The sequence below is a fragment of the Ruegeria arenilitoris genome (assembly GCF_013030985.1).
GTDB classification, from domain to species: Bacteria; Pseudomonadota; Alphaproteobacteria; order Rhodobacterales; family Rhodobacteraceae; genus Ruegeria; species Ruegeria arenilitoris_B.
In genome coordinates, this window is sequence record NZ_WPYP01000011.1 from 139,812 (window position 1) to 164,403 (window position 24,592).

The window sequence follows — 24,592 nt, forward strand, 5'->3', positions numbered from 1 at the left end:
GTTCCTCGGGGTTATTAGATTCGCGTTCAGCCGATCGCGGCCAGCGCATCAAGCTGCGCGTAATGGTGCATGTTCAGAAACGCGGCACCCTGATCACCGGCGCGATAGCCATGCGGCAGGTCCGCCGCAAACCGCAGCCCCTGCCCGGCCTGCAGCGGCACCCATTCGCCATCGCGCAGAATCTCGAGCGAGCCGTTCAGAACAAAGACCTCTTCGGTCACGCCGGTGGCATGGGCAGCGGATTCGTGGCTCTGGTTCGGCGCAAGATCGACGTGAAAGGTCTCAGCCCGCAGGGCGGGATCAAAGGGAAAGACGATCTTGACCTCGATACTGCCGGGGAACGTCACGGTGCGGAACACGTCCGGCGTAGCCGTATCTCGCAACGCCGCCGGTCCGATCAGCGCGCTGAGCGGCAGCTGGAACCCTTTGGCGATCTTCCACAGCGTGACGATAGTTGGGCTGGATTCGCCGCGCTCGATCTGGCCCAGCATGGCTTTGCTGACGCCGGTCATTTCAGCCACCTTGGACAGGCTCAGCCCCGAGGCCGCCCGTACATCCCGTAGTTTCAGCGTAATATCTTCCGGTGCCATATCAATCGTCTTTCGAATCCCCTTGTGCGTTATAGCGCACATGTGGTACGTGCGCTATAACGCACATATCCCGCATATCGCAACCGGGGCAAAAGGGAAACAGCATCATGCCAATGTACCGATCCAGAACCTCCACCCATGGCCGCAACATGGCCGGTGCCCGCGGCCTGTGGCGCGCCACCGGCATGACCGAGAGCGATTTCGGCAAGCCGATCATCGCCATCGTCAACTCGTTCACTCAGTTCGTCCCCGGCCACGTCCACCTGAAGGATCTGGGCCAGATGGTCGCGCGTGAAGTCGAAGCTGCGGGTGGTGTGGCCAAGGAATTCAACACCATCGCGGTAGATGACGGCATCGCCATGGGCCATGACGGGATGCTGTACTCGCTGCCCTCGCGCGAGGTGATCGCGGATTCGGTTGAATACATGGTCAACGCGCATTGTGCCGATGCGATGGTCTGCATCTCGAACTGCGACAAGATCACTCCGGGCATGTTGATGGCCGCGATGCGCCTGAACATCCCGGCAATCTTTGTCTCGGGCGGGCCGATGGAGGCCGGGAAGATCGACATCGAGGATCTGGACGTCAAGAAAATCGACCTCGTCGACGCGATGGTCGCCGCCGCCGATGATCACTATACCGATGAGCAGGTAAAGCACATCGAGGAAAATGCCTGCCCCACCTGTGGGTCGTGCTCGGGCATGTTCACGGCAAACTCGATGAACTGTCTGGCCGAGGCGCTGGGTCTGGCGCTGCCCGGCAACGGTTCGACTCTGGCCACCCACGCCGACCGCAAAGAGTTGTTCCTTGAGGCCGGTCGCCGCATCGTCGAGATCACCAAGCGCCACTATGACCTGAACGAAAAAGGCTTCCTTCCGCGCGAGATCGCCACGTTCGAGGCGTTCGAAAACGCCATGAGCCTGGATATTGCCATGGGTGGTTCGACCAACACCGTGCTGCACCTGCTGGCCATCGCGCATGAAGGCGAAGTGCACTTCACCATGACCGACATGGACCGCCTCAGCCGCAAGGTGCCGTGCCTGTGCAAGGTCGCGCCGAACACCGAAAACGTGCACATGGAGGACGTCCACCGCGCCGGTGGCATCTTCTCGATCCTCGGTGAGCTTGGTCGGGCGGGCCTGCTGCACGAGGATTGCAGCACCGTTCATTCCGGCACCATGGGTGAGGCGATTGCCAATTGGGACATCAAGGTCGCCAACAACCCGAAGGCGCAGGAGTTGTTCAAGGCCGCCCCCGGCGGCGTCCGCACCACGCAAGCGTTCAGCCAGTCCAACCGGTACAAGGAACTGGACACCGACCGCGAGGGCGGCGTGATCCGCAGCAAGGAGCACGCCTTCAGTCAGGACGGTGGTCTGGCGGTTTTGTTCGGCAATATCGCCCGTGACGGCTGTATCGTGAAAACCGCCGGCGTCGACCCGGCCAGCCTGACCTTCACCGGCACGGCCTATGTCTGCGAAAGCCAGGATCAGGCGGTGAACGACATCCTGACCGGCAAGGTCGAAGCGGGCGACGTGGTCGTCATCCGCTACGAAGGGCCGCGCGGCGGTCCGGGGATGCAAGAGATGCTGTACCCGACCTCGTACCTGAAATCCAAAGGCTTGGGCAAAGCCTGCGCCCTGTTGACCGACGGTCGTTTCTCGGGCGGTACTTCGGGTCTGTCGATCGGTCACGTCTCGCCAGAGGCCGCCGAGGGTGGTGAGATCGGACTGGTGCGCCAGGGTGACAAGATCGAGATCGACATCCCTAACCGTTCAATTCATCTGGCCGTTTCCGACGAAGAACTGGCGGCGCGGCGGGAAGAGCAGGACGAAAAAGGCTGGGAACCAGCCGAGCCGCGCAAACGCAAGGTATCCACGGCGCTCAAGGCCTATGCCAAGCTGACCACCAGTGCCGCCAAAGGCGCCGTGCGTCAGGTCTGATCGATAATAACCGGTCCCTGATTGGGGTCGGTTCCTTCCAACCTGGATAGGCTCCCGCGCCCGAAACGCACCATCGGCTACGCCGATGCCACGTTCGGCCTTGGGCCCGGCGCCGCGCTTTGCGCGGCGCCGGGCCCAACCAGAGGAGATGTCTCGTCAGAGACATTGACGATGGGCGGGAGTTTCCCCGGAATTGCGTCAGTCGCCGAGTTTGGCGTGAACCTCATCCAGATCAATTTCGCCAATCGGCATCTTGTTCGCCGGATTCTCGAAATCATATTTGAACAGCTCGAAATCCTGTTTGTAGATTTCATAGACCAAATGCATCGACAGATCGTCGAAATAATCCTCGACCGGATGGGCGCGCTTGGGGCCGTGGCCCTCGGATTCGTTGAACCTCGGGATGTCTGACAGGTTCACCGCGTGCGGCGTGTCCAGGTTATCCAGTACACCCTGCATCCCGTCGTTGAACTTCTCGGTCCAGAAAATTCGGTCATACCGCCCACCATTTACGATGAATGTCGAGACATGACCTGACATGGCAGACCAGTGGATGTCGGGGTCCATCGGCCTGCGCCAGCGTATCGTATCCCGTGCAAACAGAAGAAAGCGGCGGAAGCTGGCGATCTGGTCGAACTCACCCTTGCCGTCATCACCCCCCACCTCGATCCCGTAATTGTAGATCAGCGTCGGGACCAGATTGCCGCGATAGCGTTTCCCGTTCCGCTGGATGCCGCAGATCTTGTCGAAGAACGAGCTTAGAATCCGCGTGTAGGGGTTGCGCACGCAGGTAAAGGAATAGGACGCATGGTTGCGAATGTTGCCCGAGATGCGATCCTGGCTATGGTCGAACGCCCATTTGTGCATCCCATCCTTTGCGTCGTGAATATCGCCATCAAAGAACCGGCCATGGTCCGAGAAATACATGATCTGCCCGATGGTCGAACACGCGCATTTCGGCACGACACGGTAAACCATGCTTTCACTTTCGGTCATCCATGTACCGGGAAAACCCATATGCTGTGCCTCCTCAACGGGTCAGAAATTGCCCTACGCGCCCGCCTAGGCCCTCAAAGAACCAAAAATATTCTGTTTATTCAATCGCTCATCCTCAGTATCACGGGTCAAACAGGCTGAATCGGACATCACAGATACGAAATGGCAAAGATTGCCTATATTCTTTTGTGCCACAAAGACCCCAAAGCGATCATTGCCCAGGCCGAGCAACTGACCGCTGCAGGGGACTGCATGGCCATTCACTTTGATGCGCGGGCCAGCGCTGCGGCGTATGACAGTATCCGCACCGCCCTGAAGGACAATCCGAATGTCACCTTCGCGGCAAAACGCATCAAATGCGGCTGGGGCGAGTGGTCTTTGGTTCAGGCAACGCTGAATGCCTTGCAGGCCGCCGTGGATGCCTTTCCCCGCGCCACGCATTTCTACATGCTGTCCGGCGACTGCATGGCGATCAAAACGGCGGAATACGCTCATTGGTTTCTCGGCGAAAACGACAAGGATTTTGTCGAAAGCCACGATTTCTTTGCAAGCAACTGGATCAAGACCGGCATGAAGGACGACCGGTTGATCTATCGCCATTTCTTCAACGAACGCACCCAGAGCAAGCTGTTCTACACCTCATACGACCTGCAGAAACGCTTTGGCCTGACCCGCGACATCCCGGCGGACATACAGGTCATGATCGGCAGCCAATGGTGGTGCCTGCGCCGCCGCACGGTCGAGATGATCCTCGACTTTCTGCAACAGCGCCCGGATGTGAAACGCTTTTTCTCGACCACCTGGATTCCGGATGAAACCTTCTTTCAGACCCTCGTCCGCCACCTGATCCCGAAGGAAGAGATTGAAAACCGCACCCCGACCTTTCTGATGTTCTCGGACTATGGGATGCCGGTGACCTTCTACAACGACCACTATGACATGCTTTTGGGGCAGGATTATCTGTTCGCCCGCAAGATCAGCCCCGAAGCACATGAGCTGAAAGAGCGGCTGGGCAAGCTGTACGCCAGCGAAGGGGTCGAGTTCCAAATCTCGGATGAGGGCCGCAACCTCTATGGGTTTCTGACCGGGCGCGGGCGGGTTGGCCGTCGGTTCGGGCAACGCTTCTGGGAGGCTGGAAATACGCTGGGCCCCGAGCGCGAGATTTTCCTGATCGCCTGCAAGAAATGGCACGTGGCCAAACGGTTGGTCGATCAGATCACGTCCGAGACGGATATTCCCTGCGTCGAATACCTGTTCAACGAAGAAGGCGCCCCGCTGCCCGATCTGGGCGGGATCGAGACGACCCTGCTTAAACGTTCGCGGCATCGGCGGGCGGTGGTGCGGATGTTGTTTGACCATTTCGGCACCGACAAGCTGGTGATCTGCGTGGACCCGGCCAATCTGGACATCATTCAGGATTTCTGTGCCGATCAGGCCAAGACCCATATTTTGGAAGTCGAGTGTGAGTATTCCGACGACTACCTGATTGGTCACGCCCGGAGGGTTGGCCTGGCCGGTGAAAACAGCCCCACCGATAGGGTTGCGCGACTTGTACCGGCGTTGCGCAACTCGATCAGCTACGAATCCGAACTGATCCGGGGGGCCGGGTTTGACGGCTATTTGCGTATCCGGGAAATCAGCCCGCGCGCCGAAAACGAGGCCGCCGTGGCCGAGTTTCTGGGTGTCTCACAAGACAAGGCACAAGCCGTGATGCGGCTGGATTACCTGTTTGCGGATTGACCCGGCGACGCTGCTACCGCCGCCGGGCCGAATGATCAGATGTCGAACTTGACGCCTTGCGCCAACGGCAGCTCGGCCGAGTAGTTCACGGTGTTGGTCTGACGGCGCATATAGGCCTTCCACGCGTCCGAGCCGCTTTCGCGCCCGCCACCGGTTTCTTTTTCACCTCCGAAGGCACCGCCGATCTCGGCCCCCGAAGGGCCAATATTGACGTTGGCGATACCGCAATCGGACCCGGCTGCAGTCAGGAACTGTTCGGCCTCGCGCATGTTCAGGGTGAACACGCAGGAAGACAGGCCCTGCGGCACGTCGTTCTGGATCTCGATGGCGTCGTCGAAATCATTGTATTCCATCACGTAGAGGATCGGCGCAAAGGTCTCGGTCTTCACCGTTGCGGTCTGGCCGGGCATCTCGACGATGGCAGGCTGCATGTAAATGCCCGCCGGAACACCTTCGGTCACCCGGTTACCGCCAAACACGGTACCGCCTTCGGCTTTGGCGGCCTCCAACGCGGCGGTCATGGCCGCGCCCGAGGCTTCGTCCACCAGCGGGCCGATCAACGTACCCTCGACCAGCGGGTTGCCGATGGGCAGACCGGCATAGGCCTTTTTCAGGCGGCTCACCAGTTCCACGCGGATCGATTTGTGCACGATCAGACGGCGCAGCGTGGTGCAGCGCTGACCGGCAGTGCCCACGGCCGAGAACACAATCGCCCGCACCGCCATTTCCAGATCGGCCGAAGGGCCAACGATCATCGCGTTGTTGCCGCCCAATTCCAGAGTGCACTTGCCGAACCGCTGCGCCACGACGGGCGCGACAGCACGGCCCATGCGGGTCGAGCCGGTGGCGGAAATCACCGGAACGTCCTCGCTGGCCACCAGCGCCTCGCCCAGCGCGGCACCGCCGATCAGGGTTTGCAGCAAATGGTCAGGCGCGTCGCCGAACCGGGCCAGTGCACGTTCGAAAATCTTCTGGCAGGCCATCGCGGTCAGCGGGGTTTTCTCGGACGGCTTCCAGATCACCGTATCCCCACAGACCAGCGCAATCGCCGCATTCCACGACCAGACCGCAACCGGGAAGTTGAAGGCCGAGATCACACCAACCGGCCCCGCCGGATGCCATGTCTCCATCATCCGGTGACCGGGGCGTTCGGACGCAATCGTCAGGCCATATAGCTGCCGCGACAGGCCGACGGCAAAGTCGCAGATGTCGATCATCTCCTGCACTTCACCCAGACCTTCCGAGGTGATCTTGCCCGCCTCCCAACTGACCAGAGCGCCCAGATCGTCCTTGGCGGCGCGCAGTTCCTCGCCAAGCAGGCGGATCAACTCGCCCCGGCGCGGGGCCGGGACAGTGCGCCATGCCTTGAACGCCGCCTTGGAACGGGCAAAGACGGCATCCATTTCGGCGACGGGCGTTTCGTGCACCTCGGCCAGCAGGCTGCCGTCGATGGGGGACCGAACGGCCAGAGTTCCGCCGGTCAGCTCAGCCTCGGTCAGGTCCAGGTTTGCGAGGGTGGTTTGTGCAGTCATCACGATGTCTTTCATATCTCAGGCCGCCTTGTTCTGTTGGGTGACGTCACCGGCGCGATAGAGCCGGCCAAATTCGGTGTTGAGGAAATCGGACAGGTTCACTTGCTCCTGCCGGACAAAGCCTTTGCTGGGCAAAGCGCCGGTGCGCATCAGATCGACCACACCCAGAACACCCGCGGCGGTGGTGACCTGAATCGCGCTCCAGACCTGTCCGTTGATCTCACGGGCAAAGCTCTTGTTGATCAGGGATTTCTCGCGCAGCGCACCGTCGATCGTACCTTTGGCGGTGCAATAGACCAGCACCACATCCTGATCGGTGCGCGGCAGCGCGGTTTCAAAGATGTCCTTCAGCAGATCGCGGCGGCGTTCCAGCCCCAGATCCTTGAGCAGCAGCTTCAGGATATCGCAATGGCCGGGATAGCGGATCGAGCGATAGGACACCGCCCGCGCCTTGCCTTCCAGCGTTTCCGGCAAAGTGCCCAGCCCGCCCGAGGTGTTGAAGCACTCGTACTCCACCCCGTCATGGCCCAGCACCTCATAGTCTTCCAGCGGTGCGGTTTTCACGCGCTCGCCATTCACGATGGCATCGCAAGGGTTGCAGTATTCGTTGATCAGCCCGTCGGTGGACCATGTGAGATTGTATTTCAGCGCATTGGTCGGATAGAGCGGCAGAGCACCAACGCGCATGTGCAGGCTGTCGAGTTCGTCGAAATCCGACGCCAGCGCTGCCCCAGCGATGCCGACAAAGCCCGGCGCCAGACCGCATTGCGGCATGAATGCGGTGTCGCTGTCCTTGGCCAGGTCACGCACGGCGTTGGTGGCGGCGACGTCTTCGGTCAGATCAAAGTAATGCGCGCCTGCTGTCTTGGCGGCTTTGGCTATTTTGGGCGTCAGAAAGAACGGCGCCGCCGAGATGACGGCATCGAACCCGGCCAGCCCCTGCGCCAGTTGCGCTTCATCCCCCACATCGATCTGCCGGGTCGCAATGCCCTGCTTGTTGAGCACCGACAATGCGGCCAGATCGCGGTCCGCCACGGTGACCGAGTAATTGGGGGATGATTGCAGCAGGCTGGCAATCATTTGACCGATCTTGCCTGCCCCTATGACACAAATATTCCAGCTCAAAACGCGCCTCCTCTTTCGTTTATTGAAAGTATGGGGCGCGGGCTGTTCGATCCGCAGGGGGTATCTTGACGAAAACGCCGAAACTTACGTCATATTGACGGCGCTTTCGTCGTTATGTCTTTGACGATCTACACCATGCGCGATGCGACCACCTCGGCCGGTGCCACGGCGCTGAAGTCAGCCGGTAAGGCTCTCCAAGTTCGGGGTGGGGAAAGGAGGACATGATAAGCGTCCTTGTTCACGAAATTGGCGCGACCAACAGCTATGTGCATGACCCGGTTTTACCGGACTCTATAGCTATATCTATGAAGAGGGCATTGTCAGAAACCTGACATCAAAGCGCGGGCTGGCTTACGGCCGGGCCCTTGGAAACTCGCACAGTCAAATCAACAACATCCGTGATTTTTGTGTCCAAATAAGCTACGGTACAGCCAATTGGGCCCATTTGTTCGCACAATTTCTGCGGTCGCGCGGCCCGGCCAGCGCAGAACGCCCCGTCGGGCCGGTCATGAAATTCCGTGTGACTATTGCAGCCTGACACAGGCACAAGACACAGCGTTGGTTTTTTTATGCGTTTCATGGCTAAGTTCAGGGGGGAACAGACGTGCCTAAGGACCCGATTGAAAACACCATTTCCTTTACTCCAACCGAACCAGAATGGGCATTGATACAGGACATCCTGCCTGCGGATGATCCGTCGACCATCAGGCCACATTTCGAGTGTTTCGAAATGGCTGAGGAAACGGTTCTGCCCTCGCAGGGCATGTATGTTGTGCTGGGCGGCGAGGTACAGTTGCGCCAGGACGGGGCGGTTCTGGCCACCGCCGACACGGGCGATTATTTCTACGAAGAACATCTTGAGATTTTTGACATCCCCGTCAGCCTCGAGGCACTGGCCACACCCGGCACCAAGCTGGCTTACCTGTCCAGCAACCACTGGTTCGAAGTCCCGGCCAAGGTGCGTGAGGCCTGCTATGCCACCCTGTTCGGCGATCTGGTCAGCGTGCATCTGCAAAACTTCCAGCAGCCTATCAATTGCTGCAGCGTCACGGCGGCGGCACTAAGCATGTCGGCGCTGGGGTTCAGTTGCGAGGTGAACGACATCTTCCGCGAATGCGGCCTGCCGACCTCATTCGTGGTGAATGACGGTATCTCGCTGGGCGAACTTTACGACGTTGCCTGCACCTTCATTCACTCGCAAGGACTGCGCGAAAAAGTGCAGGTTCAGGCCTATTTCATGGATGAGGCCACCACCTCGGTTGAGCTGCTGTTGGAGGCGATCGACGAATCCAACCGGCTGGGCGGCGACAACGACATCCTGGTGGCGAATTTCCAGGTTGGCGTTGCCCATGGCAAACCGAACATGCCGGGCGGGCATTTTGCCATCATTGCCAAATGCAACCCCAGCACCGGGCTGGTGCACATGATGGACGTTCACCCCGAAAAGTACGGCAAGCTGTGGGTCACCACGGTGGACCGCATCTGGGCCGGGATGTCGGACCGCGACGGAACCTCGATGCGGTCGCGGGGCATCCTGCGGTTCTCGGCGCGTGAGGCGGTGAAGACCAACCTGCAGACGTTGCAGCAGGACTGCAACTATGTCGACAGCACGCAATATCTGGCCAAGGACCCCAAGAAACGGCGCAACCTGTTCCGGCGGGCCAGCCCGAACATGAACTCGCTGGGCGTGCTGGCGGAAAGCCTTGCGATACTGGGGGATGCGCAGGTCGACGAGGACAAGCTGCTGATCGCAACGCAAACCAACTTCACCGATGCGCTCAGCCGGGTTTCCACCGCAAAAGAGATGCACGCGCTGGCGCAGCGCTATCTCAGCCAGTCGCCGGACGTGCATTTGGGCAGCACCTTCCATGGCTATTCCACCCGCAAGGGCGCCGAGGACAAAGCGCCCGAGGATTGGTTCCGCGACAAGCTGCGCAGCCTGAACGAAGACCAGGACCGGCACCTGATGATCAATATCGATTTCAACCGCGTGCTGGGGTTCGAAGTCATCCGCCCACCCGAGAACGTGTATCGCGAGACCGCGCTGCTGGAGGAGTTCTGGTGCCTCTGCATCGCCTATGACGAGGACAGTGATCTGGTGACCGTGGTAGACATGAGCCCCGCCACCTCGCAGGTCTGGCAGGCCCCGCGCGGGCATATCTTCCGCGGCCTGCGTGACCTCAAGAACCCGGCGATGCTGGTGATCGAGGAACATGAGCCGCCCGAAGACCCGACCGACGTTGCCCGCATCGTGGCGCGCCATCCGATCGTCATGTTCTATGCTGACGAAGACCCCTGGTCCTACATGCTGCGCAGTATTCTGGCCAATATCGGCATCACCAGCGTCAAGCTGATCGACGTCGAAGGCCACGGGGCCAATGTTATGAAGATGCGGCGGCAACTGAACGTGCTGACGGGCAAGGAAAAAGCGCCGTATCTGTTCTTTCAGGGCGAATGTCTGGGCCGACGCACCGATATTGTCGACATGATCCTGAAAGGGCACTTGCAGGAGCGGGTGCACGAGGCCGGGCTGCCGGTACTGCTGCGCCATGAATCCCCCAGCCTGGACAAGAACATCTTTGGCTACCCCAAGGGCGGGCTGACCGATGCACCCACCGAAAAGCGCAACGTGCTGCTATGCGCCTGCGGATCATCGGCGGCGGACAAGGTGCCGGAACTGGTGGAACGGATCACCAAGGCCGGTCACAACGTGAAACTGATCCCCTCGATCTCGGCCGAGAAGTTCTTTCGCGACTTCGGCACCGAGCGGATCGAGAAATGCATCACCCACAATGACTATTACCGCGACGATGACGAATGGAACTTCCGCTATATCGAATTCGGAATGCCCCTGCGCGCCTCGCATCTGGCGCTGTGCGACTGGGCCGATTGCGTGATTGTCGCTCCGGTGACTTGCAACACGATGGGCAAAATCGCCAACGGGATTGCCGACAATCTGCTGTCCTCGGTCTTTGTAGCGTGGCAGTACCGGAACAAACCGGCGATCCTCTGCCCGGCTTGCAACACCAACATGTGGAACAACGTCACCACCCAGCGGAACGTGGAAAAGCTGCGCGATCTGGGCATTGATCTGGTCGGCCCACGCAAGGGGCGGTTGTCCAACGGCAGGATGGGGATCGGCATGATGGCCACCCCGGACCAGATCATGGAAGTGCTGGACGAAGCCTTCGAGGAACTGGCCGATCAGGAACACAACATCTGCAAATGGGCGCAGGAGGCCGCCGCCTCGGACGATTTCGCGCAATGGGGCCGGGTATTCCAGGCCATCGACACCGGAATGGCCGGGATCGACATCGTCGATGACAGCAATGGCGACACGTTGCTGCACTATGCAGCTGGCGGCCAAGGTGAGCTGAAGGACGACGGGGTGGATCTGGGCAAGCCCGATCTTGAGGCCGCGCAGGCGCTGATCGACCGGGGCATCAACGTCAACGCCAGCAATGATCACGGCTTTACCAGCCTGCATGTGGCGGTGATGAACAACTCGGTCGAGATGGTGGAAATCCTGCTGGGGAACGACGGGATCGACGCCAGTGCCTGCATTCACTTCCTGCAAAACCCGAACAACACCAGGGGCCTCAAACTCTCGGAAGAGATCGTCGAGATGTTGGACGAATGGGCCAACACACACACCCTGACCGAGTTGGAGGAAGAGGACGAAAGCGATCTGATCGAGGATCGCGAAAAGACCTATCTCTACTTCACCTACGGCTCGCTCAAGAGAGGGTTTCCCAACCACGATGCCCATACCGAGGTGCTGGATGATTTCGTGGGCGAGGCCATAACCCGGCAACGGATGCCTCTGATCGTGCCGCACGAACCGCATTGCGACAATCCCAACTGCGGTTTCCTGCATCGCATGGCTACGCTGGTCGACCAGAAAGGCCGTGGCAAAGCGGTGAAAGGCGAGGTCTACCGCGTCTCGTCCAGCGGGATGAAAGAGCTGGACAAGCTGGAAGGTTATCACGGTCCCAACGCGCCCGAGAATGTCTATGTGCGCAAGCGGATCAAGGTGCTGATCAACGGCGTGAAAAAACCCGCCTACACCTATGTGATTGCGCATCCCAACAAGTATCTGGATCAATGGGAGCAAGGCACAGCCGGCATCGTCGCCGAATACACGCTGGATATGGCCACGGGCACGCCCAAGCCGGGGTATCAGCCCCCGGCCTAGTTCTGCATCTCGATCACGGCCTCATCGTCCGGATCAGCCTTGAAGCTGAGGTTGTAGGCCGTGATCCCCACCATACACAGCAGAACGAAGGGCCAGAATGCGGCCTTGGGATACAGGTTGTCCTTGTAGTGGATGAACCGCAGCGAAGGCACTGCCTCGGACGCGAACAGATAGGTGTTGATCGAGACCGCCAGCAGCAGGAAATACATCAGGAAAAAGAACGACTCCATGTAGATCACCGGCGAACCGGCAAAGCCTTCGCGCAGTTGCACATGCGCCAAAAGGATCACGAAGAACAGGACCGAGCAGGTGCCGATCACGCTGGAGGTGCTGAAATCATGCCGCTCGACCAGATTGGGGAGGCGGGTGACGGTCATCACCGCGCCGAACAGCAACATCGTCACCACGATCAGCGGGATCATGTGGACGATGAAGGCATTCCCGAAATTCCGCTTGATGACGAAGTTATAGTGCAGTTCCGGTTGGTTGGTCTGGAACTCGTTTTCACCGATGCCCAGCGTGGTATCCAGATCTGACAGGCGATAGTCGAAATAGGTGTTTTCCCGCTCCCAAGTGCCCATGACGATACTGGGATCGATGCCGAAGATATCTTCCGGGCCAGTGGCCGGATAGGCCGAAAAGTCCGGTATTAGAGCCACATTCACATCAAACTCGCCGGGCCAGAACCGGACCCAGACGGTTTTGTGGTCGAACGGATAGCTGGTGTAATCAAAGCTCTGCCGTAAGGTCTGTTCGAAGTACCAGCCGATCAGTTCCGACCCATCCTGATCCATGCGATAGACCTCTTCGATCAGACCATTCGCGGCATCGGTAGCCTCGGGCAGGATGAACCCGACCTCGCCCTCGGCGGGTTTGATCGCATCATGGATGCCGTCTTCGTAGTGCTGCCAGATATAACCGCTGACATGCACGTCGCTGGCACCAATAAAGCTGAAGGATTTGATGAAAATGCCGGTTTTCACCCTGTATTCCGGCGCATTCCCCAGCTTTTGCAGATACTCATCGACCGAGGCCTGATCCGGCAATTGCGTCGGATCGCCCTCGAAATGGTTCAGCGCAACCAGAAGCCTGAACAGCAGCACTGCCAGACCAAAGGTCAGGGCACCGGAAATCCACCAAACCTTCTTTTCGATGCTCATTCAGCCCCTTTCGTGCGTGGTCCAGCTGCCGACCAGGGACTGCGTGATGCCCATCTGGGCGAACCGCGCGCCCAGCGCCTCGAAGTCTTCATGCGCGGACATTGGAATGCCCCAGCCGCCGCACGCGGCCAGAACCTTTGCGTGCTGAATCGACAGTTCGACCATCGGCAGGGGTTCATCGGCGGTGAACTTGGCCAAAGCATCCGCGTATTCCGTGGCCTTGTCCCATTCCCGACGCGCCAGCATGACGGCGCTGGCATCGGGATAGAAATGCAGATGGCTGTGCCCCACGCACCCCTCGGCAATAATCTGAGCACCCAGTTTCAGGTGCTGATCCTGTTTGTTAGGATCTGTTTCCGCCATGGCCAGCGCCGACAGCGCCTTGGGCCCCACGAAGTTGCGGCCATGTTCCAAGGCGATGTCCACGGCGTGCTGCCCGGTTTCCCGCGCCTGATCCAATCGCCCTGCATAGACCTGCGTGCGGGCCAGATGCTCCAACGCCTGCGCCTCAAGCCGTTTGGCGCCCACGCGGTTGGCGATTTCGGCGGAAACGGTGAAGGTCTCAAGCGCCTGATCCAGCTCGCCCAGAAAGGTGTGCGCCACGCCCAGACAGGTCTGCGCCACACATTCGGGCACAAAGGCAAAGTACTTCTGCGATACCTCAATGGCCTCCTGCGCGTCGCGCTTTCCCTGCGCCACATCACCGGTATAGCTGCGCGCCACGCTGAGGTTGTGCAGGTTGGCCGCCAGATCCCGCACCAGCCCCTTTTCGCGCGCCCGCTCGACCGCCTGCGTATAGAACCCGGCGGCGGTCTGCATCGTCGCATTCATGAAATTGGCATCGCCAAACCCGCTGAGCGCACCGACCTCCAACCGGGCCGATTCCAGCTTTCTGGCCAGTGTTAGAGCCTTTTCGTTGCTCTGCATCGCATCTTCGACCCGGCCCAGCGGGAAGTAGACATTGCCGCGCACATAGTTGATCTGGGCGATGTCGCGCTCGGACCCGCAACGCTCGGCCGCCTCTTCGGCCGTATCGAGGCTTTGCAGCGCGTCCTTATACAGGCTGGCCTGCCGCGCCGCCTGTGCCAGACCGATATGGGCCCGGCTGACCTGTTCATCGGTTTCGGCCAGATCTGCGGCCTCTTTGAACTCGCGCAGGGCGTCATCCGACAAACCTTGCAAGCGGTGCGTCTCACCCCGGGCGCAGAACAGATCGAACCGCACCCCGGATGGGGCGGGCAGTTCCAGCGCCCGTTCGATCAGCGGGCTGGCATCGTCGAATTGAAACGCCTGGATCAGGTTCTCGGCGGCGTCCAGATAGGCCTGCGCTGCGTTGGTTGCCCCCGCCCGGTCCAGATGCTGTGCCCGCAGGGTGGCATCGCGGTCCTCGAACCATTTCGCGGCCTGACGATGCAACCGCGCGCGTTCCGATTTGACCAGCGTGGCATAGGACCCGTCGCGGATCAGCGCATGGGCAAACATCAACTCGGTCCCTGCCTCTCGGATCAGGGCCGACCGGATCAGGGTAGATACGTCCAGATGCCCTTCGCCCAAGATAAAGTTCAGCACCTCGGGCGAGAACCGCTGACCCAAGACCGAGGCCGCCTGAATCGCTGCCCGGCTGGACCGGTCCAGCGCATCCAGGCGTGACTGCACGATGCCCTGAATGCTGCCGGGAACGGATTCGCGTTTCAACACGTCGATATTGCGCAAGAGTTGTTCCAGAAACAGCGGATTACCCCCGGCACGCTGCACACAGGCATCCAGAAGTTCGGGGTCGATGCCGGTGAACTCCTCGACCAGTTGCCGGGCCTGATCCTCGCCCATCGGCGCCAATTCCAGTTTCGAGATCAGCGCACCATCCGTGCTCATCTGCCATTCGCGGTTGATCGGGTCGCCTTCGACGCGGCTGGTCATCAGCAAGACGCAGGGCAAATCGCGGGTGGTGGCGGCGATATGGGCGCAGGCGGTCAGGATATCCGGCGCTGCCCAGTGGATATCCTCGATCTGGATCAGCATCGGCGCTTTGCGGCTGCGCGCGGCAATCAGCTCGTCGATCACCTGCCGCCGCCCGCGCAATCGGGTGGCGTTGTCCATCACCGCGTAAACCTCGGCCAGACCGGGGTCTTGCTCCAGCTCCAGCAGCGCGTTCAGATGGGTGGCGTTCGAGGGCGAGACCCAGCCCTTGGTCACCGCATCCTGCGCCATCGCCGCGCAGGTGGCAGCGTCATCCTCAGCCTCGAGCCCTAAAATGCTGCGGGCAACAGATTGAATGGCCGAGTGCCCCTCGCGGGTGCCGAAATCCATAACGACACCGTTGTGGATCGAGTAGTTGAGGCCAGCGGCCATCTCGGCCACCTGTTCGGACAGGTGTGTCTTGCCGATCCCCGGCTCGCCCAGAACGATATGAACCTCACCCTTGCCATGCTGCTGACAGCGGTCGAACGTGGCCGAGAACAGCGACATCTCGCGCTCGCGCCCGACAAAGCGGTGACGGCGCGCGCGGATGTTGCGCGCCAGCCGGTCCAGCCGCCACAGCTCGACCGGTTCATTCAAGCCCTTGATGTCCTTCTTGCCCATGGATTCGCCGACGAAAAGCGGCCCTAACGCAAGCTGAATGTCGTGTGAGACAAAGGTCTCGCCCGGCACGGCCATGTCGGTGATGCGCGAGGCAAGGTTCACGCCATCGCCGGTCACCGTGTATTCCGTATGCGCCTGACTGCCGGTGGTGCTGGCGATCACCTGCCCCGAGGCGATGCCGATATGGCAGGACAGCGGCGGGTTCAGGCTGGGCAGCACCGCGTGAATTTCCAGCGCCGCGCGGGCCGCGCGTTCGGTGTCGTTAGTGTGGGAAATCGGCGCCCCGAATACGGCCATGACGGCGTCGCCGATATGCTTGTCGATCCGGCCGCCGAATTTCTCGACCACGTGATCCACCTTGGCAAAAAACGCGTTCAGCAGCGCGTGCATGTCCTCGGCGTCCAGCTCGCTGGTCAGGCGGGTAAATCCGGAGAGGTCGGCAAACATCACCGTCACCTGCCGCTTTGCGGGCTCGGGCGGGGTATCAGGTTCATAGGCCTGAACGGTTTCAACGGTCTCAAGCTCGGCAATCGCGCGCAGCAGCCTGCGGCGGTCTCCGACAGCGGTCACTCCGATTTCGATCAGGTCTTCGCCCGTAAGATCGGGCAGAATTGCGAAATCAATTTTGTTATCCAAAAAGGCTTGCGCGTATTCAGAAAGTCCAAGCGCGCCCAGCCAGTCCCTAAGGTCCTGAGACATGTCGCCCCTCTGAAGCCCCCTAACTTCAGAGACAGACCTAGCACAGCAGACCCCTTTGAGTCTGCAATGGTTAACGAAATTAATATTTATGTATGCCCATATGCCCGACATGAGGGCAACGGACCTCGGCGCTCAACCCATCGGCCGAAAGAGCTTGCCCAACTGCCGGGTCCTTTCGAGGCCGCTGTGCAGGCCCCAGACTGGACAGGATGGATCAGGCAAAAGGCACCCGCGCCTCGTCCAGAGTTTTTTGCCCCGTGGGCAGGGCCAGGTCGCAGGTGACCGGGTTTGATCGTGCAATCACGCGGCCCTTGCGCACCACCGCCAGCCGGTGGGCGCGCAGCCGGATGGCCTCGATCGGGTCCGTCGCCTGTAGCAGCACGAAATTCGCAGCACAGCCTTTGGCGACGCCGTACCCCTCCAGCCCCATGATCTTGGCCGAGTTCTCGGTGACCGCATCGAAACACCACGCCATATCGGCGCGGCTGGACAGCTGCCCCACATGCAGCCCCATGAAGGCCACATCCAGCATGTCGGCTTTCCCCAGCGAATACCACGGGTCCATCATGCAGTCCGAGCCAAACCCCACGGTGATCCCGGCATCACGCAGCTCGCGCACGCGGGTCTGGCCCCGGCGTTTGGGATAGGTGTCATGCCGTCCCTGCAGCATAATGTTGATCAGCGGGTTCGGAATGGCATGAACCTCGGCCTCAACCATCAGCGGGATCAGCTTGGAGACGTAGTAGTTGTCCATCGAGTGCATCGACGTCAGGTGCGAGCCCGCAACCCGGCCATTAAGACCCAAACGTTGGGTTTCGTAGGCCAGCGTTTCGATATGGCGGCTTTGCGGGTCGTCGCTTTCATCGCAATGCATATCGACCATCAGCCCGCGCTCGGCCGCGATTTCACACAGCAGGCGTACGGATTCCGCCCCGTCGGCCATGGTGCGTTCGAAATGCGGGATGCCACCGACCACATCCACGCCCATATCCAGCGCGCGGATCGTGTTCTGCATCGCGGTCGCGTCGCGCAACACGCCGTCCTGCGGGAAGGCGACCAGTTGCAGGTCAAGATACTCCTTCACCTGCTCGCGCACCTGCACCAGGGCCTGCACGCCTTTGAGGTCATCATCACAGGTATCCACATGACTGCGGATCGCGCCAATGCCTTTCGCCACCGCCAACTCGCAATAACGCAGCGCACGGGCAATGATGTCGTCGACGGACTGAATCGGCTTCAACTCTCCCCACAGCGCAATCCCTTCCAGCAACGTGCCCGAGACATTCATCCGCGGGGTGCCCAGTGAAAGCGTCGCGTCCATGTGGAAATGCGGATCGACAAAGGGCGGAGAAACCAGTTGCCCATTTGCGTCGATCACTTCTTGCGCCTCAGCGGTGATCCCGACCTCAACAGCCGCGATTTTGCCGCCCTTGCAGGCGATGTCCACGCCGGTCTGGCCATCGGTCAGGGTGGCATTCTTGACGATCAGATCAAACATGGCGGCTCCTATCGTTGGCCTTTGAACCAGGGGGTTAGCAGTGCACGCGGATAATCCGCCGACCGTGCGGCAACCACAAGCGCGATGATCGACAGGATGTACGGCGCCATCAGGAACACCTGACCGGGCACCAGCGCGCCGATTTCAGTTTGCAGCCGCACTTGCAGCGCATCGAACGCACCGAACAGCAGCGCGCCCAACAGCGCCTTGCCCGGCCGCCAGCTGGCAAAGATCACCAACGCAATACAAACCCAGCCGCGCCCGTTGACCATGCCGAAGAAAAACGCATCAAAGGCGCTCATGGTCAGGAAGGCCCCGCCCAGCGCCATCAAGGCAGACCCCGCAACAATGGCGCCGATCCGCAACCCATAGACCGACAGGCCCTGCGCATCGACGCTGTCCGGGTTGTCTCCGACGGCTTTGATCGCCACGCCCAGAGCCGTGCGGTTCATCACATACCAGACCACCGCCACCATCAGCAACGCCAGCCAGGTAAGGGCGGTTTGCTGAAACAGAACAGACCCTAAAAAGGGCAATTCGGATAGAACAGGCAGGTCCAGCGGTTGAAACGGCTCGATCCGGGGCGGAGAAGATACGTTGGGCAGTGCCGTGCGATAGGTGTAGTAACTGACCGAAGTGGCAAACAACGTGATCCCCAGCCCCGAGACATGTTGCGACAGCCCCAAAGGCACTGTCAGGATCGCATGCAGCAGGCCGAAGAACGCTCCGGCAAGCGCTGCAACCAGAACCCCGCCCCACAGGCCCGCGCCCAGCCAGACCGCCATCCAGCCGCACATGGCACCGACGACGAAGATCCCCTCGATCCCGAGGTTCAGCACACCCGCCCGTTCGCAGATCAGCGCACCCAGAACGCCAAAGATCAGCGGCGTTGCGATGCGCAGGGAAGCCGCCCAGAAACTTTCGCTGATCAGAATATTGAGGATATCCATCATGACGCCGCCCTCGTGGTGCTGGCCCGGACGATCCGATACCGCGCAACAAAGCCGCCGACGAGAACGCAGAGCAGCGAGACCGACACCACCAGATCGGCCAGAAAGGACGACACGCCCATGGCGCGGCTCATACTGTCGGCGCCGACAAAGACAGACGCGATGAACAGTGCCGCGATGACCACGCCTGCCGGTGACAATCCTGCCAGCATCGCTACAACAATCCCCGTATAGCCAAATCCGGGTGACAGGTCCGAGGTCAGATAGCCTTTTAGCCCGGCCACCTCGCTGACACCTGCCAGACCGGCCAGCCCTCCGGACAGTATGGCGACGCCAAACAGCGACCGGTTCACGTTGATCCCCGCATGGCGTGCCGCTGCGGCGTTTTCCCCCACCGCCCGCAACCGGAAGCCCCAGACCGACCGCGCCAGCATGAATTGGGCCAAACCCGCCAGAATCAGAGCCACAACCAGCCCGGAATGCACCCGCATCCGATCCATCAACGGTGGCAGCATTCCCTGATCCAGAACCGGGGCCGATTGCGGCCAACCCAAGCTCATCGGGTCTTGCAACGGGCCTTCCAGCATCATCTGCACAAAGATCAGGATGATGAAGTTCAGCAGCAGCGTGGTCACAACCTCATCTGCACCGAAGCGGGTCTTCAGATAGGTGGGGGCAACCATGCCCGCCGCCCCCGCCGCTGCGCCCAGCAGGACAATCAGCGGCAGCAAGAGGATGCCCGAAACATCCAGCACCCCCGAACCGATGGCGACAGCGGCCATCGCCCCCAGATAAAGCTGCCCCTCGGCCCCGATGTTCCACAGCTTGGCGCGAAAGGCCAAAGCTGCAGCGAGGCCGGTAAAGATCAGCGGCGTCGCGCGGGTCAGCACCTCGGAAAATGCAAAAACAGAGCCGAACACGCCGCGAAACATCTCAGCGTATGCTTGGAGTGGGTTCGCCCCGGCAGCAAGAAGCGGGATTGCCGCAAACGCCAGCGCGATTACGGCGGAAAGAACTGGCACGCCCAGCGTGAAGGCCCGCGACTGGGTTTGACGAGGTTCAATGCGGATCATGCCGGTTCTCCTGCCATCATCAACCCGATCTGTTCGCGGTCGCGGCTGGGGGCCTCATGCAAAGCTCCATCGCGGATGACCACGATCCGGTCGGCAAGGCCCAGAATTTCGTCCAGATCCTCGGAAATCAGCACCACCCCCGCGCCGCGTTCGCGCGCCTCAAGCAAACGCCGCCCGACCTCGGCCGCGGCACCCATGTCCAGACCGCGGGTGGGTTGGTTGGCCAGGATCAGGGTCGGCGACCGATCGAACACGCGTGCCAGAATGAGTTTCTGAATATTGCCCCCGGACAGCAGCCGCGCCGGGGCCTCAACACCCGGCCCACGTACGTCATATGCCCTGGCCAGACGTTCGGCGTTGTCCTGAATAGCCTCTCGCCGCAGCAGGCCGCGCGATTGCACGTCCGCGTCATCCAGCCGTTCGATGATCATGTTTTCGGCCACACTCATCGCGCCGACGATGCCTTCGTGGTGGCGATCTTCGGGAATGCGGCCAACGCCCGCCTGCACCATAGCCGAGGGGCTGGGAGCACCGATTTCAACGCCATTCACCCGTATTAGACCCTGCTCGGGCCGAGTCAGGCCCGAGATCACATTGGCCAACCCGCTTTGACCATTGCCCGATACCCCGGCAATCCCAAGGATTTCATGTGCGTGTACCGTCAGATCAACGCCGCTGAGGGTATCGCGTTTGGAGCGGCCAGTGACCGACACGCCCGTCAGGGCCAGCACCGGCGCACCCGGCGCCATCGCAGCCCCCGCCAGTTCCGGTGTATCTGCCCCGACCATCATCCGGGCAATGGATTTCTCGTCTGCTTCCGAGGTCGCCATTTCACCCACTTTCCGCCCGTGGCGCAGTACGGCGATCCGGTCGGAAAAGGCCAGAACCTCACGCAGCTTGTGGCTGATGAAGATGACCGACAGCCCCTCGGCCGTCATCAAGCGGATGTTTTCGAACAGCGTGTCGGCTTCTTGTGGGGTCAGAACGGCGGTGGGCTCATCCAGCACCAGAATACGCGCCTGCCGATAGAGCGCCTTGAGGATCTCGACCCGCTGCCTTTCCCCCACCGACAACCGCCCGACCGGCGTATCCAGTGGCGCAGTCAGTCCGCTTTGGGCAATGATTTCCTCGACCTTGCGCCGCGCAGCGCGCCGGTTGCGGCGCAGGGCGAACAAGGGTTCAGCGCCCAAGGTGATATTGTCCAAAGCCGAGATATTCTCGGCCAGCGTGAAATGCTGATGCACCATGCCGACACCTGCGGCCAGCGCCACCTGCGGATGGCCCAGCGGCAGTGGCTGCAAAACGCCCGCCTCATCCGCGACTTCGATAGACCCTGAATCGGGCAGATAATGCCCGAACAGCATATTCATCAGCGTGGTCTTGCCCGCGCCGTTTTCGCCCAGCAATGCCAGAACTTCACCCTTGTTCAGGGTCAGGCTGACATCGTCATTGGCGATGACCGGACCGAAATGCTTGCTCAGCCCGTTGAGCTTCAGAACTGTGGTCATTGGGAAAGCGGGCCGACGCAGGGCCGGCCCGATTGCAATCAGTTGTCCGAGACCGGACGGTCATCGTTGACGTTCACACGGAACAGCCCGTCCAGAATCTCGGCTTGGCGCGCGTTCACAGCTTCGAGCACATCAGCCGGAACCAGTTCTTCATCCAGAACCATCGAACCGCCGCCATAGCCCATAAAGCTGTATTGACCATAATCCGCAGCCTCGAATGACCCGTTGGCGACGTTGGCGATCGCTTTGTCGATGGTCGGCTCCATATGCCAAAGGGCCGAAGCCATGATCGTGCCGGGATAATCGCCCGACGTATCGATGACATTGCCCACGGCCTTGACGCCACGTTCAACCGCCGCGTCCGACACGCCAAAGCGTTCGGCGTACATGATGTCCGCTCCGGCATCCATCATCGCGATGGCGCTCTCCTTGGCCTTGGGCGGGTCATACCAGCTGTCGATGAAGGTCACGAGGAAAGTGACATCCGGGTTCACCTCGCGCGCGCCATCCATGAAGGCGTTCATCAGACGGTTCACCTCGGGGATGGCATAGCCGCCAACCATTCCGATCACGTTTGATTCCGTCGCAGCGCCAGCCACCATGCCGGTCAGGTAGGAGGGTTCATGGATCCAATTGTCAAAGACCGAGAAATTGGGGGCAACCGGACCAAAGGACGAGCCCATCAGAAACGCTGTATCCGGGTAGTCCTTCGCTACCTTGCGCGCGGCGCGTTCCAAACCGAACACCTCGCCCACGATCAGTTGGGCACCTTGTTCGGCGTATTCGCGCATCACGCGTTCATAATCGGTGTTGGCGACATTTTCCGAGAACACATATTCGATGTCGCCTCGCTCGGCCGCGGTGTTCAGTGCCTTGTGGATACGGCTGATCCATTGCTGTTCCACGGGCAGCGTGTAAATCGCCGCCACCTTGACCGTTTCTGCCGCCGCCAGCCCGGCGGAATACAATGTTGATACCGCCGCGACCGCAGCCAGCAGCACTCTGCGTGTTAATGTGCTTTTTGTCATATCTCTCTCCTGTGTAACGGGATGCCAGCATTTTTTTACTGTTCAGTCAATTTTTTCAGTCTCATCCGTGAGGCCCCGTCCTATCCGCAGCGCCTTCGAGCGCTTCTTAGGCAGTCGGTGCAATCACCGCATTTCACCGCTTGTCCGAGTGATCGAAATCGGCATTCTTCCGATGCGCTGACCGGCACTCAATCCCGACAACAGGCGCGTCAAGACTGTGCATATTTTCATCCTCGAATCCTGAACCAGATTTACCTGCACTCCTGCGATTTGGGCGTCGGAGCTGTGTGAATTGGTTCAACTATTGGTTGTTACGCGCCAAACCGCTGTTTTTTGCACGCTGGCAAATGATGCAACTGCGCAACAACTGTGCAAATTCAGGGCAAGTTTAACCTCTAATTAATTTTACATCTTAAATATGTTACGCCGCGGCTTTATCCGGGACACCGTTTGATTGCTTCTTTGATGCATTAGCAGCTGCTCTTACGGTGTCAGGATTTATTTACGATGTTGGATTTTGCTTCCTCAACAACTTCACAAGGCGGAACAGCGGACCAGCCGGTGCCGCATCAGGCACCCTCGGGGCTGTATTCGGGGCTGGGCAAGCGGGCCTTCGACATCGTGTTTGCCTTGCTGCTGCTGCCCGTTGTAGCGCCGGTCATTGCGGTGCTGTGGTGCCTTGTGCGCCGTGACGGCGGTCCGGGCTTTTTCGGCCATACCCGTGTGGGCCAAAATGCCAAACCCTTCAAATGCTGGAAGATTCGCAGCATGGTGATCGACGCCGAAGCGCGGCTGCAGGCGTATCTGGACGCCAATCCCGAAGCCGCGGCCGAGTGGGAACGCGATCACAAGCTGACCGACGATCCGCGCATCAACCGGCTGGGGCACATCCTGCGCAAGACCAGTCTGGACGAGCTGCCGCAGATCTGGAACGTGCTGAAAGGCGAGATGAGCTTTGTCGGCCCGCGCCCTGTTGTGGCCATCGAACTGGTCAAATACGGCAGCTCGGCCTCGGCCTATCTGGCGCAGAAACCGGGGATCACCGGGCTGTGGCAGGTCTCGGGGCGCAACGACATCAGCTATGCCGAGCGGGTGGCGATGGATGTCACTTATCTGACCCGGTGCAGCTTTCTCAGCGATATCAAAATCATCTCTCTGACCGCCTCGGCAGTCCTTCTCCGAACCGGCCGGTAACAGGCGTACAGACCTTTATTCTTGCATTGGGACCGTGTAGAGAGCAGCGGCACACGCGTTTCGCGTGTGTCTGGCCATTGGGATCGTATATTTGATATGAAGCAATCTCCGATACACGACGCGCAGTTCAAATCGAACCGGTCCCCGGCGAATGACGCACCGCAAGAAGACGTCATCGACCTGAACACTTTGGTGACCACGTTGTGGCGTGGCAAGTGGATCATTGGCCTGACCACCACCCTGGCCATTCTGGTCGGCGCTTTCTACGCCTTTGTTGCTGCTGTCCCGATCTACAAATCCTCAGCCGTGGTCATGCTGGAAACAGAGCAGGCCAGCGTGATCGACCTGCAAAGCGTCGTGGGCGGTCTGGCCGGCGACACCGCCGAGGTCAATTCCGAGCTTGAAGTGCTGCGGTCCCGCGGCCTGATGGGCAAGGTTGTCGACAGGCTGGACCTCGTCTCGGACCCGGAGTTCAACGAAGACCTCGTGCCCGCCTCGGCGCTGGAAGGGGTCAAACAGTTCCTCCAGTCCATGCTTGGTGCCAACCCCGATGAAGAGCAGGTTTCCGAGGAACTGGCCAAACAGCTGACCCGGGACGATGTGATCACCGAACTGCTCAAAAACGTATCGGTACGCAACGTGCCGCAAAGCCTGGTGTTCGAGGTGACGGCCGAAACGGAATCGGCGCGCAAATCGGCCCTGATCGCGGACACGATCGTCGAGCTTTATGTCCTGAACCAGATCGAAGTGAAATTCGACGCCACCGAACAGGCGACCGCATGGC

Annotated in this window: 16 protein-coding genes; 5 read left to right on the top strand and 11 right to left on the bottom strand. The window is 60.3% G+C overall.

Going from position 1 to position 24,592, the window contains the following annotated elements:
• Positions 1–26: 26 nt before the first annotated feature.
• Positions 27–590 carry a helix-turn-helix domain-containing protein gene (locus tag GOX88_RS19825; protein ID WP_170405969.1) on the bottom strand — a complete coding sequence of 188 codons (564 nt, stop codon included), beginning with the start codon at positions 588–590 and terminating at the stop codon, positions 27–29.
• 107 nt (positions 591–697) lie between these two features.
• Between GOX88_RS19825 and ilvD the strand changes: the two genes are divergently transcribed.
• Positions 698–2,530 carry a dihydroxy-acid dehydratase gene (gene ilvD, locus GOX88_RS19830; protein WP_170405972.1) on the top strand — a complete coding sequence of 611 codons (1,833 nt, stop codon included), beginning with the start codon at positions 698–700 and terminating at the stop codon, positions 2,528–2,530.
• Between the two features lie 198 nt (positions 2,531–2,728).
• Here ilvD and GOX88_RS19835 read toward each other — a convergent pair whose 3' ends face one another.
• Positions 2,729–3,547: a sulfotransferase family protein gene (locus GOX88_RS19835; RefSeq protein ID WP_170405975.1), complete on the bottom strand. Its 819-nt coding sequence runs from the start codon at positions 3,545–3,547 to the stop codon at positions 2,729–2,731.
• Positions 3,548–3,688: 141 nt separating this feature from the next.
• Here GOX88_RS19835 and GOX88_RS19840 point away from each other — a divergent pair, with 141 nt between their 5' ends.
• Entirely contained in the window at positions 3,689–5,266 is a 1,578-nt protein-coding gene (locus tag GOX88_RS19840; RefSeq protein ID WP_170405978.1) for a DUF5928 domain-containing protein, read from the top strand.
• A gap of 35 nt (positions 5,267–5,301) precedes the next feature.
• Here GOX88_RS19840 and amaB read toward each other — a convergent pair whose 3' ends face one another.
• Together amaB and GOX88_RS19850 are read right to left on the bottom strand one after the other, a co-directional pair.
• Positions 5,302–6,798 (bottom strand): L-piperidine-6-carboxylate dehydrogenase, encoded by a 1,497-nt coding sequence (gene amaB / locus GOX88_RS19845; protein ID WP_437436436.1) that lies wholly within the window; start codon positions 6,796–6,798, stop codon positions 5,302–5,304.
• An 18-nt stretch (positions 6,799–6,816) separates the two neighbouring features.
• On the bottom strand, positions 6,817–7,923 hold the full coding sequence (locus GOX88_RS19850) for a saccharopine dehydrogenase family protein (RefSeq protein WP_170405984.1): 1,107 nt from the start codon (positions 7,921–7,923) through the stop codon (positions 6,817–6,819).
• Positions 7,924–8,527: 604 nt separating this feature from the next.
• Here GOX88_RS19850 and GOX88_RS19855 point away from each other — a divergent pair.
• Complete coding sequence (locus GOX88_RS19855; RefSeq protein ID WP_170405987.1) at positions 8,528–12,118, top strand: flavoprotein; 3,591 nt, start codon at positions 8,528–8,530, stop codon at positions 12,116–12,118.
• On the opposite strand, the gene GOX88_RS19860 is transcribed toward GOX88_RS19855, so the two are convergent.
• The 7 genes from GOX88_RS19860 to GOX88_RS19890 all read right to left on the bottom strand — a co-directional run bounded on the left by GOX88_RS19860 (position 12,115) and on the right by GOX88_RS19890 (position 22,614).
• On the bottom strand, positions 12,115–13,278 hold the full coding sequence (locus tag GOX88_RS19860) for a hypothetical protein (RefSeq protein ID WP_170405990.1): 1,164 nt from the start codon (positions 13,276–13,278) through the stop codon (positions 12,115–12,117). The two genes, GOX88_RS19855 and GOX88_RS19860, sit on opposite strands and share 4 nt — an antisense overlap.
• Positions 13,279–16,557: an adenylate/guanylate cyclase domain-containing protein gene (locus GOX88_RS19865; RefSeq protein ID WP_170405993.1), complete on the bottom strand. Its 3,279-nt coding sequence runs from the start codon at positions 16,555–16,557 to the stop codon at positions 13,279–13,281. It lies immediately after the preceding gene.
• A gap of 214 nt (positions 16,558–16,771) precedes the next feature.
• Positions 16,772–18,055, bottom strand: a complete 1,284-nt coding sequence (locus GOX88_RS19870) for an amidohydrolase family protein (RefSeq protein ID WP_170405997.1) — start codon at positions 18,053–18,055, stop codon at positions 16,772–16,774.
• An 8-nt stretch (positions 18,056–18,063) separates the two neighbouring features.
• A complete protein-coding gene (locus tag GOX88_RS19875) occupies positions 18,064–19,005 on the bottom strand; it encodes an ABC transporter permease (protein ID WP_170406033.1) in 942 nt (313 codons plus the stop codon).
• Positions 19,005–20,075, bottom strand: a complete 1,071-nt coding sequence (locus GOX88_RS19880) for an ABC transporter permease (protein ID WP_437436438.1) — start codon at positions 20,073–20,075, stop codon at positions 19,005–19,007. The genes GOX88_RS19875 and GOX88_RS19880 overlap by 1 nt, the downstream gene beginning before the upstream one ends.
• Positions 20,075–21,586 carry an ABC transporter ATP-binding protein gene (locus GOX88_RS19885; protein WP_170406003.1) on the bottom strand — a complete coding sequence of 504 codons (1,512 nt, stop codon included), beginning with the start codon at positions 21,584–21,586 and terminating at the stop codon, positions 20,075–20,077. Before GOX88_RS19885 ends, GOX88_RS19880 begins: the two co-directional genes overlap by 1 nt.
• Positions 21,587–21,624: 38 nt before the next feature.
• Complete coding sequence (locus GOX88_RS19890) at positions 21,625–22,614, bottom strand: BMP family protein (RefSeq protein ID WP_170406006.1); 990 nt, start codon at positions 22,612–22,614, stop codon at positions 21,625–21,627.
• Between the two features lie 507 nt (positions 22,615–23,121).
• On the opposite strand from GOX88_RS19890, the gene GOX88_RS19895 reads away from it, so the two are divergent.
• Together GOX88_RS19895 and GOX88_RS19900 are read left to right on the top strand one after the other, a co-directional pair.
• Positions 23,122–23,808 carry a sugar transferase gene (locus tag GOX88_RS19895; protein WP_170406009.1) on the top strand — a complete coding sequence of 229 codons (687 nt, stop codon included), beginning with the start codon at positions 23,122–23,124 and terminating at the stop codon, positions 23,806–23,808.
• 96 nt (positions 23,809–23,904) lie between these two features.
• Positions 23,905–24,592 (top strand): Wzz/FepE/Etk N-terminal domain-containing protein (locus GOX88_RS19900; RefSeq protein ID WP_254443369.1); only part of this gene is annotated, 688 nt, incomplete at its 3' end.